This is a genomic window from uncultured Clostridium sp., from assembly GCF_934754925.1.
Lineage (GTDB): Bacteria > Bacillota > Clostridia > Clostridiales > Clostridiaceae > Clostridium.
Genome location: NZ_CAKVJA010000052.1, coordinates 1 through 16,553, shown reverse-complemented (window position 1 = coordinate 16,553; position 16,553 = coordinate 1). Strand labels below are relative to the sequence as shown.

At 28.3% G+C, this 16,553-nt stretch carries 13 protein-coding genes and 1 pseudogene; all 14 read left to right on the top strand.

Annotated elements, in window-relative coordinates; genetic code table 11:
• Positions 1 to 428 precede the first annotated feature (428 nt).
• The 14 genes and pseudogenes from cooS to Q0G30_RS12445 all read left to right on the top strand — a co-directional run bounded on the left by cooS (position 429) and on the right by Q0G30_RS12445 (position 16,319).
• Positions 429 to 2,345: an anaerobic carbon-monoxide dehydrogenase catalytic subunit gene (cooS, locus tag Q0G30_RS12510; RefSeq protein ID WP_294390590.1), complete on the top strand. Its 1,917-nt coding sequence runs from the start codon at positions 429 to 431 to the stop codon at positions 2,343 to 2,345.
• 357 nt (positions 2,346 to 2,702) lie between these two features.
• Positions 2,703 to 3,011, top strand: a complete 309-nt coding sequence (locus tag Q0G30_RS12505) for a methylated-DNA--[protein]-cysteine S-methyltransferase (RefSeq protein ID WP_294390588.1) — start codon at positions 2,703 to 2,705, stop codon at positions 3,009 to 3,011.
• Between the two features lie 606 nt (positions 3,012 to 3,617).
• Positions 3,618 to 5,870, top strand: coding sequence for a formate C-acetyltransferase (gene pflB, locus Q0G30_RS12500; protein WP_294390585.1), 2,253 nt, complete (start codon positions 3,618 to 3,620; stop codon positions 5,868 to 5,870).
• Positions 5,857 to 6,630 (top strand): pyruvate formate-lyase-activating protein, encoded by a 774-nt coding sequence (pflA, locus tag Q0G30_RS12495; protein ID WP_294390596.1) that lies wholly within the window; start codon positions 5,857 to 5,859, stop codon positions 6,628 to 6,630. The genes pflB and pflA overlap by 14 nt, the downstream gene beginning before the upstream one ends.
• Before the next feature lie 207 nt (positions 6,631 to 6,837).
• Positions 6,838 to 7,363, top strand: a pseudogene (locus Q0G30_RS12490) (response regulator transcription factor).
• The gene (locus Q0G30_RS12485) at positions 7,350 to 7,838 is read left to right on the top strand and encodes a hypothetical protein (RefSeq protein ID WP_294390582.1); all 489 of its coding nucleotides are present in this window, start codon (positions 7,350 to 7,352) and stop codon (positions 7,836 to 7,838) included. Before Q0G30_RS12490 ends, Q0G30_RS12485 begins: the two are co-directional and overlap by 14 nt.
• A gap of 469 nt (positions 7,839 to 8,307) precedes the next feature.
• Positions 8,308 to 9,285, top strand: a complete 978-nt coding sequence (locus Q0G30_RS12480; RefSeq protein ID WP_294390578.1) for a mannose/fructose/sorbose PTS transporter subunit IIA — start codon at positions 8,308 to 8,310, stop codon at positions 9,283 to 9,285.
• A gap of 37 nt (positions 9,286 to 9,322) precedes the next feature.
• Positions 9,323 to 10,129 (top strand): PTS mannose/fructose/sorbose transporter subunit IIC, encoded by an 807-nt coding sequence (locus Q0G30_RS12475; RefSeq protein WP_294390576.1) that lies wholly within the window; start codon positions 9,323 to 9,325, stop codon positions 10,127 to 10,129.
• Positions 10,130 to 10,147: 18 nt separating this feature from the next.
• Complete coding sequence (locus Q0G30_RS12470) at positions 10,148 to 11,059, top strand: PTS system mannose/fructose/sorbose family transporter subunit IID (RefSeq protein WP_294390570.1); 912 nt, start codon at positions 10,148 to 10,150, stop codon at positions 11,057 to 11,059.
• A gap of 166 nt (positions 11,060 to 11,225) precedes the next feature.
• A complete protein-coding gene (locus Q0G30_RS12465; protein ID WP_294390565.1) occupies positions 11,226 to 11,600 on the top strand; it encodes a DUF956 family protein in 375 nt (124 codons plus the stop codon).
• 261 nt (positions 11,601 to 11,861) lie between these two features.
• Entirely contained in the window at positions 11,862 to 12,572 is a 711-nt protein-coding gene (locus Q0G30_RS12460; protein ID WP_294390562.1) for a LytTR family DNA-binding domain-containing protein, read from the top strand.
• A 16-nt stretch (positions 12,573 to 12,588) separates the two neighbouring features.
• Positions 12,589 to 13,902 carry a GHKL domain-containing protein gene (locus tag Q0G30_RS12455; RefSeq protein WP_294390560.1) on the top strand — a complete coding sequence of 438 codons (1,314 nt, stop codon included), beginning with the start codon at positions 12,589 to 12,591 and terminating at the stop codon, positions 13,900 to 13,902.
• Between the two features lie 213 nt (positions 13,903 to 14,115).
• Positions 14,116 to 15,114 carry a HAMP domain-containing sensor histidine kinase gene (locus Q0G30_RS12450; protein WP_294390557.1) on the top strand — a complete coding sequence of 333 codons (999 nt, stop codon included), beginning with the start codon at positions 14,116 to 14,118 and terminating at the stop codon, positions 15,112 to 15,114.
• A 101-nt stretch (positions 15,115 to 15,215) separates the two neighbouring features.
• Entirely contained in the window at positions 15,216 to 16,319 is a 1,104-nt protein-coding gene (locus tag Q0G30_RS12445) for a DEAD/DEAH box helicase (protein WP_294390554.1), read from the top strand.
• Positions 16,320 to 16,553: the final 234 nt, after the last annotated feature.

The following is a 16,553-nucleotide window of genomic DNA, read 5'->3' as shown; positions in this document are numbered from 1 at the left end:
CTTTTTTATTTTATATAATAAATGAGAGTACTTTTAGACGTGGAAAATCTATCTTTAGAAGCTGTATTAAAAATTGAATCTAATGCTTTAGTTATGCAAAAATCGATAGATACTGTAATAATAGATGAAGATTTAAAGAGATAATCAGGAGTTAGTATACTGGAAACATAAGGAATGATTAAAGAAATATAATAATTTATAGTTGAGAATAAGGTACCAGCACCTAAGAAGGAATAGATAGGATGATAAATATGACAGGAAATCTAATAATATGCACTCAAGTAATATATATATATAATACTTGAGTGCATATTATTATTTATCTTTATTTTATATTATATAACAAAATAAAAATATAGGAATAATATCAAATGATATACAAATAATATTAATGATATATAAATATAGAAGGAGATTAATACATAAATATGAGTGAAATAATTAAAGAAAAATTAGAAGGGCGTGTAAGTTACCATGATTCTGTAGAAGAAATGCTAAAGAGGATACAAACGGATGGTCTTTCAAGTGTCTTTTCTAGATGGTCGCCACAAGAAAAAATAAGATGCAAATTTTGTCTTGAAGGATTAAGTTGCCAATTATGTACACATGGTCCTTGTAGAATTAGTGAAAAAACAGGAGCTGATAAAGGCGTATGTGGTATTGGTCCAGATGCTATGGCTATGAGAAACTTCCTTATGAAAAATATAATGGGAGCAGCTACATATGCACATCATGCATACGAAGCCTTTAGGACACTTAGAGCTACTGGCGAAGGGAAATCATCATTTAAAATAAAAGATGAAGCTAAATTGAAATGGATGTGTGAAAAGGTAGGTATAGATACTAATCAAGATATTAATAAACTTGCAATTCAATTAGCTGATTTACTTGATAAGGATATGAAAGCAGGACCTGATCAAGAAAGTATAATGACAGAAGTTTTTGCCCCAAAGAAAAGAAAACCAGTATGGAAAGAACTTCATATTTATCCTTCTGGTGTTGATCATGAAGTTCAAAATTCAATTGCAAGTTGTTTAACAAATGTAGATGGTGATTATGTATCACTTGCTAAAAAAGCTCTTAGATTAGGATTATCTACTATATATACTTCTCTAATAGGTCTTGAGATGGTGCAAGATATATTATTTGGAACTCCTATGCCTCATGAAGTTAATGTGGACTTAGGTATAATGGATCCTGACTATGTAAATATAGTATTCAATGGGCATCAACCGTGGATAGGAGCTCTTACTATAGAAAAACTTAGAAAAGGTGAATATAAAGATGAAGCTATAGCTGCAGGAGCTAAAGGTATTAGAGTAATTGGTTCTATTGAAACAGGACAAGAACTATTACAAAGATATGAAATTGACGATGTATTTGTTGGCCTTATGGGAAATTGGTTGGCTATAGAGCCACTACTTGCTACAGGTACAGTAGATGCAATTGCTATGGAAGAAAACTGTTCACCACCAGCGATAGATCAATATGCTGAAAAATATCAAGTAGCTTTAGTTAGCATAAGTACAATAATAGGTGTACCTGGTACAGAGCATAAGATGCCATATTATCCAGAAAAGGCTAATGAAATGTCGGATAATTTAATTAAAATAGCAATAGATAACTTTAAGAAAAGACATAATAAAGTAAAACCTATGGTACCTAAATATGTTACAAAGGCTATAGCAGGATTTTCAACAGAAGCTGTTTTAAGTGCCCTTGGAAATACACTTGACCCATTAGTTGATGTAATTTCAGCAGGTAAAATAAAAGGTGTTGTTGCTCTTGCAAACTGTTCTACACTTAGAAATGGTCCTCAAGACTGGAATACAGTTAATATAACAAAAGAATTAATAAAAAGAGATATATTAGTAGTAGCTGGTGGTTGTGGTAATCATGCTCTTGAAATAGCAGGATTATGTAACCTAGAGGCTATAGAAAAATATGCAGGAGAAGGTTTAAAGGAAGTATGTAATATGCTTAAAATACCTCCTGTACTAAGCTTTGGTACTTGTACTGATACAGGTAGAATATCAATGCTTGTTACTGCCTTAGCAGATCATCTTGATGTTGATATTCCAGATCTTCCTATAGCAGTTACTGCTCCAGAGTGGATGGAACAAAAAGCTACTATAGATGGTATTTTTGCAGTAGCATACGGAGCATATACACATTTATCTCCTACTCCATTTGTTACAGGTGCTCCTAAATTAGTAAAACTTCTTACAGAAGATGTTGAGGAATTAACAGGTGGTAAAGTAGCTTTAGGAGATGATCCATTTGAAGCTGCAAGGGCTATAGAAGCTCATATAATAAGTAAAAGACAAAAACTTGGACTTAAATAGGGGATCTGATTAATGATTCGCTTCCACCATGAAACCTACTAAAATCTAAATTGATTTTAGTGGGTTTATTTATATTTATTTGATATTTTTATTATAATTTTAATTTCCCATAAGAAATAAGTTAAGAAAGTTTTTTTATTATTTTAAGGTCTTCATAAAATTCACTTCTATATATTGAAATGATTTTAAAGTTACGTCACGGTACTATTGAAACAAGTGGAAAAGAAATATATGAATAATTAAAACTGATTTATTATGTTATTTTAAAGTGTATTTAAGTACTAATACTGAGAGAAAATAAAGTGGCATTAAAAGATAATAATATTTTAAGCAATGATTTCTATAGTAGGTGAATATATGAAAAAGATTATGAATGAACAGTTAATTTATGAAATACTTTCAGTAGTAGAAGAAATTCCAAAAGGAAAAGTAGCTACATATGGACAAATTGCTAAACTTATTGGTAGAGATAAAAATGCACGACTTGTGGGTAAGGTTTTAAGTAGAGCTGAATTTTATGGCAAATATCCATGTCATCGTGTAGTAAATCATGTTGGAAGAGTGGCACCAGGATGGCATGAACAACGATTTCTCCTATTAGAAGAGGGAGTATCATTTAAAAATGAGAATCATGTTGATATGAAGAAAAGTCAATGGGATTATTAGAAAAGAAAGTTTATTTATTTATGTATACCACTTAGTAGAATTTTCACTAAGGGTGTGCATTTTTATTAAGGAAATATCTAACTAAATATTAAAAATTTAAAAAATAAAATTTAGCATAATTGTTGATAAATGTATAAAATTATGAGAAATGTAAATTTTGTAATCGTTATTAAAAATAATATTAATAATTTTAGATAAATTATAAAACAAAAATAGATAAATGAACTTTGTGGTAAAAATTGACATTATATACATAATAAGATAATATTGAAATGAAATCAATTTTAAATCATAGGTTGTATAGTTTTATGGAATGCAGATCAGGATTTAAAAGTTAGAATAGAATAAATTTATTAATAGCGACTCTTTTGAAATTATAATTATTTATATTATATGTAATAAAAAATCAAGTTTATTCTATATAAAATTTGATAAGGTATTTTTTATAATTAATAATTACAATCTATTGTAAAAATACTACTGCATTTCATAAAGCAGATTACATAAGTTATTAAAATATTAATTAAAAATAAATTTAGCTTATATCAAAATTAATAGTATAAATTATAAGAATATATGTATGTGGTGCACAGGGGGGAAATTAACATGTTAGAAAACGAACAATGGTCTGGTTTTCAAGGTAGAATATGGAGAGAGGAAATAAATGTTAGAGATTTTATTCAAAATAACTATCAACCCTATGATGGTGATGAAAGTTTCTTAGCAGATCCAACAGATGCTACCAATAAGTTATGGGGAAGATTACAAGAATTACAAAAAGAAGAAAGAGCTAAAGGCGGAGTACTTGATATGGAAACAGAAGTTGTTTCTGGACTTACAGCTTATGGCCCAGGATATATTGATGAATCTTTAAAAGAATTTGAAAGGGTAGTAGGTCTTCAAACAGACAAGCCACTTAAGAGAGCATTTATGCCATATGGTGGTATAAAAATGGCTGAACAATCTTGTGAAAACTATGGATACACACCGAATCCAGAATTACACAAGATATTTACTGAATACCATAAGACACACAATCAAGGGGTATTTGATGCTTATACACCAGAAATGAGAAAAGCTCGTAGCAGTCATATTATAACAGGACTTCCTGATACTTATGGAAGAGGACGTATTGTAGGTGATTACAGAAGAGTTGCACTTTATGGTATTGATTACCTTATGGAAGAAAAAGCAAAGGATCTTGCTAACTGTGGAGATGGAACTATGACAGATGAAGTTATCCGTCTAAGAGAAGAAATTACAGAACAGCGTAGAGCACTTGAAAATATGAAAAAAATGGCTGAAAGTTATGGATATGATATTTCAAAACCAGCAAAAAATGCTAGAGAAGCAGTTCAATGGTTATACTTTGGATATCTTGCAGCAATTAAGACACAAAATGGTGCAGCTATGTCAATAGGACGTGTATCTACTTTCCTTGATATCTATATTCAAAGAGATCTTGATAACGGAGTTCTTACTGAAGAAGAAGCTCAAGAATTAATCGACCATTTAACAATGAAATGTAGAATGGTTAAATTTGCAAGAATAACTTCTTATAATGAATTATTCTCTGGTGATCCTTCATGGGTTACTATTGCATTAGGTGGTATAGGTATGGATGGTCGTCACATGGTAACAAAGAATGACTATCGTTTCCTTCATACATTAGAAAATATGGGACCTTCACCAGAACCAAATCTTACTGTGCTTTATTCTTCTGCACTTCCTGAAAACTTCAAGAAGTATGCTGCAAAGATTTCAGTAGATACAAGCTCTATTCAATATGAAAATGATGATGCTATGAAACCAGAATGGGGAGATGATTACTCAATATGTTGTTGTGTATCTGCTACTCAAACAGGTAAGGAAATGCAGTTCTTTGGAGCTAGAGCAAATCTTGCTAAATGTTTACTTTACGCAATCAATGGTGGTATTGATGAAAAGTCAGGTAAACAAGTTGGACCGGAATATAGAGGAATTACATCAGAATATCTTGATTATGATGAAGTAATTGAAAAATATGAAAGAATGAGTGATTGGTTAGCTGGTCTTTATGTAAATACATTAAATCTTATTCAATATATGCATGATAAATATTATTATGAAGCAGCAGAAATGGCTCTTATAGATACAGATGTAAGACGTACATTTGCAACAGGTATTGCAGGTTTCTCACATGTAATTGATTCGCTTTCTGCAATTAAGTATGCAAAGGTTAAAACAATTCGTAATGAAGAGGGTATTGTTACAGATTATGAGGTTGAAGGAGACTTCCCAAGATACGGTAATGATGATGATAGAGCTGATGAAATTGGTATATATGTTCTTAAGTCATTCCTTGACAAAATTAAAAAGAGACACACATATAGAAATTCAGAACCTACGACATCACTTCTTACTATTACATCAAATGTAGTATATGGTAAGTATACAGGTAACATGCCAGATGGACGTAGAGCTTGGACTCCACTTTCACCAGGGGCTAGCCCATCTTATGGAGCAGAAAGAAGTGGGTTACTTGCTTCTTTAAACTCTGTAGCTAAGATTCCTTATGAATGGGCTTTAGATGGTATTTCAAATACACAAACAATTAACCCAACTGCATTAGGAGAAAATAAAGAAGAGCAAGTTGATAAACTTGTACAAGTATTAGATGGTTACTTTGATCAAGGACCTCACCATCTAAATGTTAATATATTTGGTATTGAAAAATTAAAGGATGCTATGGAACATCCTGAAAAAGAAGAGTATGCTAATTTCACTATTCGTGTATCTGGTTATGCAGTTAAGTTTATAGATTTAACAAGAGAACAACAACTTGACGTTATCTCTAGAACGTGTCATGCTGAAATCTAATTTAAATAAAAATATAGCAAGAATTCATTCAATAGAGAGTTTTGGATCAGTTGATGGACCAGGAATCCGTTTTGTTGTTTTTTTAAAGGGATGTCATATGAGATGTCAGTTCTGTCACAATCCGGATACTTGGGATATGAAGGGCGGTGAGACAAAAACTGCAGATGAGCTTTTGTCTCAAGCTCTTAAATATAAAACCTATTGGAAAAAGAGTGGAGGGATCACTGTAAGTGGTGGCGAGCCTCTTCTTCAAATAGATTTTTTGATTGAATTCTTTAAAAAAGCTAAAGCAAAGGGGATTCATGTTACTCTTGATACTTCTGGAGGAACATTTACAAGAGAGGAACCTTTCTTTAGTAAATTTAATGAACTTATGCAAGTAACAGACCTTGTAATGCTAGATATTAAACAGATAGATGAAGATAAGCACAAAATACTTACAGGATGGAGTAATTCAAATATTCTTGATATGGCGAGATATTTATCGGAAATAAATAAACCAGTATGGATTCGTCATGTACTTGTACCAGGTGGAAGTGATAATGATGAACAGTTAAAAAAGCTTGATGAATTTATCAAGACATTAAATAATGTAGACCGTGTTCAAGTACTTCCTTATCATACACTTGGAATTTTTAAATGGGAAAAACTAGGCATTGATTATCCGCTAAGAGGAGTTAATCCTCCTAGTAAGGAGAGAATAGAAAATGCTCAAAAGCTTCTTCATGTAAGTGAATATAATGGATATTTATCACGATAAAATATAGTAGTGGACTATATTACTACAATTTATACATTAAACTTTGTAGTAACAGTTGTTAATAGTTCCATAATAAGACCTACGAAAATCTAGTGATTTTCGTGGGTCTTATTGCTTTTTTAAAATTCTTTGTACTATAGGATAGAATTAAAATTATATAATACAAAGAAAATTTTATAGTATTATGTATTTAAGCAATAATATATAATGGGTGAAAATAAATTGAAAGTTAATATATTAATTATTGAAGATGAAAAGGAAATAAGAGAAGGTGTAAGTGAATACCTATCAGAAGTTGGATATAATGTTATAAGCGCTGAAGATGGAATGCAGGGAATAGAACTATTTAATAAAAATAAATTTGATTACTAAGCCATTTTCAATAATAGTTTTACATAAAAGAATAGAAGCATTACTTAGAAGAGGAATAAAGAATGATGAAAGTAAAAAGTGGTGCTATAAGGATATAGAAATTGACTTTGAAGGATATTCAGCAAAAAAGAATAGAGAAAATATAGATTTAAAACCTAAGGAAATAAAACTATTAGAATTATTATTAAAATATAAGGGGAAGGTTTTAACAAGAGCACAAATTTTAGATAATATTTGGAATATTGAAGAATCTCCAAATGATAGAGTAATTGATGTATACATTAAAAATATTAGAAAAAAATTATCACTAGATTGCATAATAACTGTTAAGGGAATTGGATATAAATTTGAGGAAAGATAATGAGGAAACTAAAGTTATTTTCAAAAACATATATCTTTACTATGGCTTTAATAAGTATGATAATTCTAACTTCACATATTTTAATATATCTGAAGTTCAAACTAATCTTCAAACGAATTTTGATGGATTTGTTCCAGAAAGTTTAGTTAATAAAATTTCAAAGATAGATGGAATTAAGAATTATGATGGGGTAATCCAAGGAGCTGGATTAGACTTTAAGGAAATTACTAATATAGAACCAGTAAAGAATGTAATTCAATATAGTGATGACAATAAATATAAAAATCTTTTTGATGTGGAAGTACATACATCTACAGAATTTGATAATAAGTTTGTAAGTAAATCTTTTAAACTAATTGAAGGAAGGCATATTGTTGCTACAGATAAAAATAAGGTATTAATTCATTATACAAATGCTATATTCAATACAAGTGACAATGTAGAAAATGTATTATCAAAAGTTAATATTAGCTAAGAAATCAGATTCTATACTTGTACTAAAAAATAAAAAATTAACATTACTTAAGTAGTTAGATATATTGTAAGAAATAAGCTATATCATATTGAGATAAAATTCAATATGATATAGCTTATTATATTTTAAGAGTTTATTTAATTATGAAAGATTTTACTATTAATATAAAATAAAAAGTATTTTAATAAATTGAAAAAATATTACATAAATGTAAATAAACACTACTATATATAAGTATAGTAATATTTATTTACTATGTTACTAATTCTATTAAGTATAAGTAGATTGAAATAAAATAACTATTTGGTTGTTATATCACAGGCTTTGTACTGAATTACAAGATATTATTATATTTTTAAAATTAAGTTTTATGTATAAGGATTGTGATGAAATTTAAGTAGATAGTATTTTATTTCTAAATGCTTGTACTCTTTAGTTTTGTAACAAATAAAAAATAGGAGGTATAGAAATGGTAGGAATTATTCTTGCAAGTCATGGTAACTTTGCTAAAGGTATCTTACAATCAGGTACAATGATTTTCGGAGAACAAGAAAATGTAAGAGCTGTTACACTGATGCCAAGTGAGGGACCTAATGATTTTAAGGTAAAACTAAAAGAAGCAATATCATCTTTAGATAATCAAGATGAAGTCTTATTTTTAGTTGATCTTTGGGGAGGAACACCATTTAACCAAGCTAATTTAATGATAGAAGAACATAAAGATAAATGGGCAATTGTAGCTGGTATGAATTTACCGATGCTAATAGAAGCTTATGCCGCACGTCTTTCAATAGAATCAGCACAGAAAATTGCAGCTAGTATATTAAAATCTGCTAAAGATGGAGTTAAGGTTAAGCCCGAAGAATTAGAACCAGAAGATACAAGCAAAGTTATTAAAGATTCAGTTCAACAATCTAATGTAGGTATGCCTGGAGAATTTGAATATGTTTTAGCACGTATTGACTCTCGTCTACTTCATGGACAAGTAGCAACTGCATGGACAAAAGCCGTACATCCAACTCGAATTATTGTTGTTTCAGATGCAGTAGCAAAAGACGAGCTTCGTAAGAATTTGATTAAACAAGCAGCGCCACCAGGAGTTAAGGCTCATGTTGTTCCAATTAATCATATGATTAAACTTGCAAAAGATAATAAGCATTTTGGAGGACAACGTGCAATGCTTCTTTTTGAAAATCCAGAAGATGTACTTAGAGCAGTAGAAGGTGGAGTGCCTTTGAAGACAATAAATGTTGGGTCTATGGCACACTCTATAGGTAAAGTACAACCTAATAAAGTACTTGCTTTTAATCAAGAAGATATTGACGTATTTAATAAATTGAAAAAAATTGGACTTACTTTTGATGTTCGTAAAGTTCCAAGCGATTCAAAGGGAAATATGGATGAAATAATAAAAAAGGCACAAGAAGAATTAAATAAAATAAAATAGTCTAATTATATTAGATAAAAAAGGAGGATTAATAATAATGAGTTTAAATATGGTTCAAATTATACTGGTTATTATTATAGCATTTTTAGCTGGTATGGAAGGTATATTGGATGAATTTCAATTTCATCAACCAATAGTTGCTTGTACATTGATTGGATTAGTTACAGGTAATTTAGTACCATGCTTAATATTAGGTGGTACTCTTCAAATGATTGCGTTAGGTTGGGCAAATATTGGTGCTGCTGTAGCACCAGATGCAGCTTTAGCATCCGTTGCATCTGCAATAATTTTAGTACTTAGTGGACAAGGCACAGAAGGAGTTTCTTCAGCCATAGCTATTGCTGTTCCTTTAGCAGTTGCAGGATTATTATTAACAATTATTTGTCGTACAATTGCTACTGCATTTGTGCACTTTATGGATTCTGCAGCTAAAGAAGGAAACTTTAGAGCTGTTGAAATATGGCATATAGCTGCTATTTGTTTACAAGGTATACGTATTGCAATTCCAGCAGCTTTAATTTTAGCAATTGGTGCTGGTCCAATTAGTAGATTGCTTGCTGCTATGCCAGCTTGGTTAACAGATGGGTTAGCTATTGGTGGAGGTATGGTTGTAGCAGTTGGTTATGCCATGGTAATTAATATGATGTCTACAAAAGAAGTCTGGCCATTTTTTGCAATTGGTTTTGTGTTAGCAACCGTTTCAGAAATTACACTTATTGGGCTTGGTGTAATTGGAGTAGCTTTAGCACTTATTTATTTAGCTCTTAGTAAACAAGGTGGCTCAGGAAATGGTGGAAATTCAAATATGGGTGATCCTTTAGGGGACATTATTGATAGATACTAAGAAAGGAGAGGAGATAAAATGGCAAAAGAATTAAAATTAACAAAAAAAGATCGTATTTCTGTTTGGTGGCGTTCAACTTTTCTTCAAGGTTCTTGGAACTATGAAAGAATGCAAAACGGTGGATGGGCATTTGCAATGATTCCTGCAATAAAAAGGTTATATAAGACAAAAGAAGATCGTGCAGCTGCATTAAAACGTCATCTAGAATTTTTTAATACTCATCCATATATAGCCTCACCGGTTCTAGGTGTAACATTAGCTTTAGAAGAGGAACGAGCTAATGGAGTGGAAATTGATGATATAACTATTCAAGGGGTTAAGGTTGGTATGATGGGACCTTTAGCTGGGGTTGGAGATCCCGTTTTCTGGTTTACTATTAGACCAATTTTAGGTGCATTAGCAGCTTCACTTGCAATGAATGGAAATATTCTTGGACCAATTATCTTTTTCTTAGCTTGGAATATTATTCGTATGGCATTTATGTGGTATACACAAGAATTTGGGTTTAAAGTAGGATCTCATATTAGTGATGATTTGTCAGGTGGATTATTACAAGATGTTACAAAGGGAGCATCTATTCTTGGTATGTTTATTTTGGGATCTTTAGTTAATAGATGGGTATCTGTTCAGTTTACACCAATAGTATCATCAGTTAATTTAAGTGATGGGGCTTATATTAATTGGAGCAGCCTTCCTGCTGGTGCAGAGGGAATTAAACAAGCTCTTTTACAACAAGCATCTGGTATGTCATTAACTGCAGAAAAGGTTACAACATTACAAAATAATTTAGATTCATTAATTCCTGGATTAGCAGGATTATTAATCACTCTTCTTTGTATGTGGTTACTTAAGAAGAAGGTATCTCCGATTATTATTATTCTTGGATTATTTATAGCTGGTATTATTTTTCATTTAATTGGTTTAATGTAGTCTTTACTTAGCCTGGGTGTTTATATCCTAGGCTTTGTTATTATGAGATAAATAATAATTACAATATTGATAAAATATATATTATGTTTAATTGATTTTTAATAGTCTTAGGTAATATATGAAAAGAAAAATAAGGGTATATAGAGTTAGAAAAGAGGTGGATAAAATGGTTCAATCACTTAATACAAGGGTAGATTTAGTAATTGATGCAACATCTTTTACAGGAGTATCTGATTATGGAAAGATAATGATTGGAGATAAGGGGTTTGAATTTTATAATTCTAGAGATCCTCGTAAATACATTCAAATTCCTTGGGCAGAAGTGGATTATGTCATTGCATCAGTATTGTTTAAAGGAAGGTGGATTCCACGATATGCAATGAAAACAAAGAAAAATGGAACTTATACTTTTGCTTCTAAAGATGCCAAAAAGGTGCTTCGTACTGTTAGAAATTATGTTGACCCAAATCACATGGTTTATTCATTAAGCTTTTTTGATGTAATTAAAAGGGCAAGTAAATCAATATTTAAGAAAAGTTAAAATATAATTTTAGTATTATAAGTTTATTAAAACTGTACAGAATTATCTGTACAGCTTTAATATTTTTTTAGATATAAATAATTTTTTATTAGTATATTTATAATCTAATTGAGATTTTATGTTATTATGTATTAGGAATTTATTTTAATATAGATAATATAAAATAGATTAGAATTAATATATTGATTTTGAAAATGATTTAAAGAAAAGAGGGTTTAATAAATTTAATGAAAATAAGAATGATTTATAGGAGTTATATTAATGAAAATAGCTATATGTGAGGACCAAGCTGTACAAGTTAACTTACTTAATAATAAAATTAAAAAATGGGCTAATGATTATGATATAGAAGTAACCATTAATAATTTTACAACTGCAGAATCTTTTTTATTTGAATGGGAAGATTATGATAAATATGACATAATATTTTTAGATATAAAGTTAGGTAAAATATCAGGAGTAGAGTTGTCTAATATAATAAGGGAAAAAAATAAAAATGTTGATATTGTATTTGTAACAGGATTTTTTAAATATGCATTACATGGATATAAGGTAGGAGCATTACAATATTTAATGAAGCCTATAAAGATATCAGATTTATATTTTTGCTTAAATAAGACACAAGAACGAATAAGCAATAAAAATGATAAATATATGATGATTTTAGAAACTCCAAAAAAATATATTAAATTAAATTGTAATGAAATACATTATTGTATAATGTTTTCCCCCTACATAGATATTCATACAAGCTCAGAAAAAATAACAGTTAGAAAAAAAATAAGTGAATTAGAACGAGAAATACCAAGTAAATATTTTATTAGATGTCATAGGTCTTATATAGTAAATTTAAAATATGTAAAATCAATAACAAAAGATAGTGTAGTACTAGAAAGTGGTATAAGGATACCTATAAGTAGAGGAAGATATAAAGATATAAATGACACCTTTATAAATTATATTTGTGAATAAGGATTTAGATTAATTTATGACCATTTTAAATATAATTGAAATAATATGTGATTTTATAAGTGCAATAATTATGGTTTATTTTTTTAATAGAGCCATGCCAGACAAAAATAAAAAATATAATAAAGTATATCAAATAATTATGATTATATTTTATACAGCAATATCGTCAAATAAAATTAATAATATAATGGCAAGCATAGAATGTAATAGAATATTGATATTTAATATTAGTTTTTATATTTTAATGTTAATATATCCAATTTTTTTTAAAAGAGGAAGAATATCAGAAAAAATTTTTTTATCTTCATTTTATATTACAATTATAATTATAACTTCTTTTGTGGTATTTATAATATTCTCAAAGTTATTCAATATAACCTTCACTGAAATGCTTCTTTATGTTAATTATAAAAGAACTATGACTAGAATAATTATTAGGGTTGTTCAGTTTATACTTATTTTTATAGTTGTAAATAATATAAAATTTATAAAATACATAGAAAATAGAACTTTATGTACAGGAGCAATTATTTTAATTTTAAATCAAGCATTAATATTAACAACAGAAACAAGGTTAATTGGAAGTTTAAATGCAATAAATATTAGTATTATTTTCAGTATATCTAGTTTATGTGCTATACAAATATTATCAATAAGTATGTTGAATAAAATTTCTAAAGAAATAGAAAAGAAGTTTATATTGAAAATGAGTTTGGATAGAAAAATACATGATGAAGAAATACTAGATATGTATACTGAAATGATAGGATGGAAACATGATTTTAAAAATCATATAACCATGATTTCAGGGTTGTTAGAAATTGGAACAAAGGAAGATGCTATTTCCTATATTAATGAAATAAATAGTAGCATTAGACAACTAGATAAAAATTTATATACAGATAGCATTGCTATAAATTCTATATTGATAAGCAAAATTAAAGTTGCAGAGGAAAAAGGGATAAAGATAAGTTTGGACTTAAAAATGAACACTGACATAAAAATTTCTAATATAGATATATGTGTTATTTTAGGAAATTTATTGGATAATGCCATTGAAGCATGTAGTATTATTAATGGATACAAATATATAGAATTAAAGATAGTTTCAGAATTTGATAAATTGATAATTAAGATAAGTAATAATACTAATAGTTATTTAAATGAAGTAAACGGTAAATTCTTAACGACTAAAAATAATAGAGTACATGGTATTGGTTTAATTCAAGTTGATAATACAGTAAAAAAATATAATGGATACATTAATAGAAAACATGAAAATAATGTTTTTACTACATATTTAATGATACAATATAAAGCTTTTATGTAAGTTAAGATAAAAAGGAATGCTATAAAAATAGCGTTCCTTTTTCTATTTAAATTAATAAAAAAATTAGTACAAATACAATTCAGCTACAAAAAAAAGCATTTAACGACAAAATAAAATTAAATCGAAGTAAATTAGTTAAAATATGGATAGGTTACAATTAATGTATAAATTTAATATGCTAGATCTAATAATGAGAGGTTATTGTAAAAAAATATGAAACTTAAAATTTTTATGATATTTGCTTTAATTAATATTTTAATTCCTATAAATGCATCAGCAGAAACCATAATAAATGGAAACTTTAAAAATATATCTATTAATGATGAACTTTCAAATGAATATATAACAACAATATTTTATGTATCTATAATATTAGTATTTTGTATTTATGTATTTAATTATGTTAAAATATTACAACATTTAGTAAATAAAAAAACAATGAAATTAAATAACCAATTAGAAGAGAATAAAAGATTAAGTGAGGAAATAATAGATAAAGAAAAATTTAAAAATAATTATTTTATTAACTTATCTCATGAACTTAGAACACCAATAAATGTAATAAATTCAACTGTTCAATTAATAAATTCACTAAATGAAAGTAAAAATGTGACAAATGAAAAACTTAATGATTATATGAATATAATAAGTAAAAATTGTAATCATTTATTGAAAATAATAAATGATATTATAGATAGTTCTAAGATAGAAACTGGAAAATATAAAATTAATAAAGAAAATAATGATATAGTATATATAGTTGAAGAAGCTGCACTTAATATGAGTAAATTTATAGAAGAGAAAGGAATAAACCTTATAATTGATCCTGATATAGAAGAAAAGATTATTTCTTGCGATGAAACTGAAATAGAAAGATGTATAATTAATTTATTAGCAAATGCAGTGAAGTTTACTGAAGAGGGTGGAGAAATTAGAATATATATTAAAGAAATTAAAGATAATATAGAGATAACTGTAGAAGATACTGGCATTGGCATATCAAAAGAAGATCAAGAATTTATATTTAAAAGGTTTGAACAAGTAGAAAGTACAGAAGTCACAAAGGTAAGTAGTAGTGGTATTGGACTTACACTTGTTAAATATGTAATAGAACTTCATGGTGGATATATTAGACTTGAAAGTGAAATCAATAAAGGTAGTAGATTTACTATAGGACTTCCTGATATAGTACAAGGTTTAGGAGATAACTAAAGGGTTTTATTTCAACAACTTTTTTGTAAAAAATGTAAAATAAAGTGTTATAACTTAAATATGTTATAATAAACTGAAGTATAACAAAAGAGGTATAGTAAATGACATTTGAAAAATTAGGAATTAGTGAAGATATAACTAAAATATTGAGAAGTAATGGAATAAAAACTCCAACGGAGATTCAAGAAAAAAGCATTAAAGATATACTATATGGTAGGGATATTATTGCAGAGGCACAAACTGGTACAGGAAAGACATTAGCATTTTTATTACCTGTATTCGAGAATATAAATCCAACATCTAAAAATATTGAATGTTTAATAATTTCACCAACAAGAGAATTAGCTATACAAATTACTGAAGAAGCTGAAAAGTTAAAACAAGGTAAAGATATAGGTATTTTATCTATGTACGGTGGAAGAGATATTGGATCACAGTTAAATAAGTTAAAAGGTAATATTCAACTTATAATTGCTACTCCAGGAAGATTAATTGATCATATTAAAAGAAAAACTGTTGATTTAAAGAAATTAAAAACCATAATTATTGATGAAGCAGATCAAATGTTGCTTATGGGATTTAGAAATGAAATAGATACCATAATGAAAGAAAGACCAAAGAAAGTACAAACTTTATGCTTTTCAGCAACTATGGATTCTGCCGTTAAAAAATTAGCATATAGATATATGGAAGCCCCTTTAGTTATTTCAGTTAAAAAAGAAGAAGTAACACTAGAAAATATTAAACAAGAAGTTGTAGAAACTACGGATAGGTTAAAAAGAGAAGCTTTATGCAATGTTTTAGATGAAGATAATCCTTTTATGGCAATTATATTCTGTAGAACCAAAAGAAGAGCTGATGAATTAGAAGTCGTAATGCATAGAAGGGGATATAATTGTAAGGTTATTCATAGTGATATACCCCAAAATAAGCGTGAAAGAATAATGAAATCTTTTAGAAATGCAGATATTCAATATCTAATAGCCACAGATGTAGCTTCAAGGGGGTTAGATATAAGTGGAGTAGATAATATATATAACTATGATATTCCAGAAAAAGTAGAGACATATATTCATCGTATTGGTAGAACTGGAAGAGCAGGAGAAAAGGGTTATACTTGTTTATTTGTTGATCCAAAGGATTCAAAAATTTTAGGTGAGATAGAAAAGAAAATAAAATTTACAATTCCGAGAAGAACAATATAAAAGTATGTTTAAATAAAAAAATAAGATGGTAATGATTATTTATTTAAAGAAAATAGATAAGCGGTAGAAATATCCCATGGCGTAAGCTATGGGATATTTTTTATGTTAATTCATAGAGAAGAGTGTATGAATAATAGATGAATATTATTGACAAAATTCATTTAGGGTGATAATCTAAAGCATATAGTTTTTAAAACTACATAATTTAGAATGACAATCAAGATGGTTTAGAAT

Bases quoted from the DNA above. Each gene is read 5' to 3' on its own strand.
- cooS (WP_294390590.1), top strand. From the start codon at position 429: ATGAGTGAAATAATTAAAGAAAAATTAGAAGGGCGTGTAAGTTACCAT.
- Q0G30_RS12505 (WP_294390588.1), top strand. From the start codon at position 2,703: ATGAAAAAGATTATGAATGAACAGTTAATTTATGAAATACTTTCAGTA.
- pflB (WP_294390585.1), top strand. From the start codon at position 3,618: ATGTTAGAAAACGAACAATGGTCTGGTTTTCAAGGTAGAATATGGAGA.
- pflA (WP_294390596.1), top strand. From the start codon at position 5,857: ATGCTGAAATCTAATTTAAATAAAAATATAGCAAGAATTCATTCAATA.
- Q0G30_RS12480 (WP_294390578.1), top strand. From the start codon at position 8,308: ATGGTAGGAATTATTCTTGCAAGTCATGGTAACTTTGCTAAAGGTATC.
- Q0G30_RS12475 (WP_294390576.1), top strand. From the start codon at position 9,323: ATGAGTTTAAATATGGTTCAAATTATACTGGTTATTATTATAGCATTT.
- Q0G30_RS12470 (WP_294390570.1), top strand. From the start codon at position 10,148: ATGGCAAAAGAATTAAAATTAACAAAAAAAGATCGTATTTCTGTTTGG.
- Q0G30_RS12465 (WP_294390565.1), top strand. From the start codon at position 11,226: ATGGTTCAATCACTTAATACAAGGGTAGATTTAGTAATTGATGCAACA.
- Q0G30_RS12460 (WP_294390562.1), top strand. From the start codon at position 11,862: ATGAAAATAGCTATATGTGAGGACCAAGCTGTACAAGTTAACTTACTT.
- Q0G30_RS12455 (WP_294390560.1), top strand. From the start codon at position 12,589: ATGACCATTTTAAATATAATTGAAATAATATGTGATTTTATAAGTGCA.
- Q0G30_RS12450 (WP_294390557.1), top strand. From the start codon at position 14,116: ATGAAACTTAAAATTTTTATGATATTTGCTTTAATTAATATTTTAATT.
- Q0G30_RS12445 (WP_294390554.1), top strand. From the start codon at position 15,216: ATGACATTTGAAAAATTAGGAATTAGTGAAGATATAACTAAAATATTG.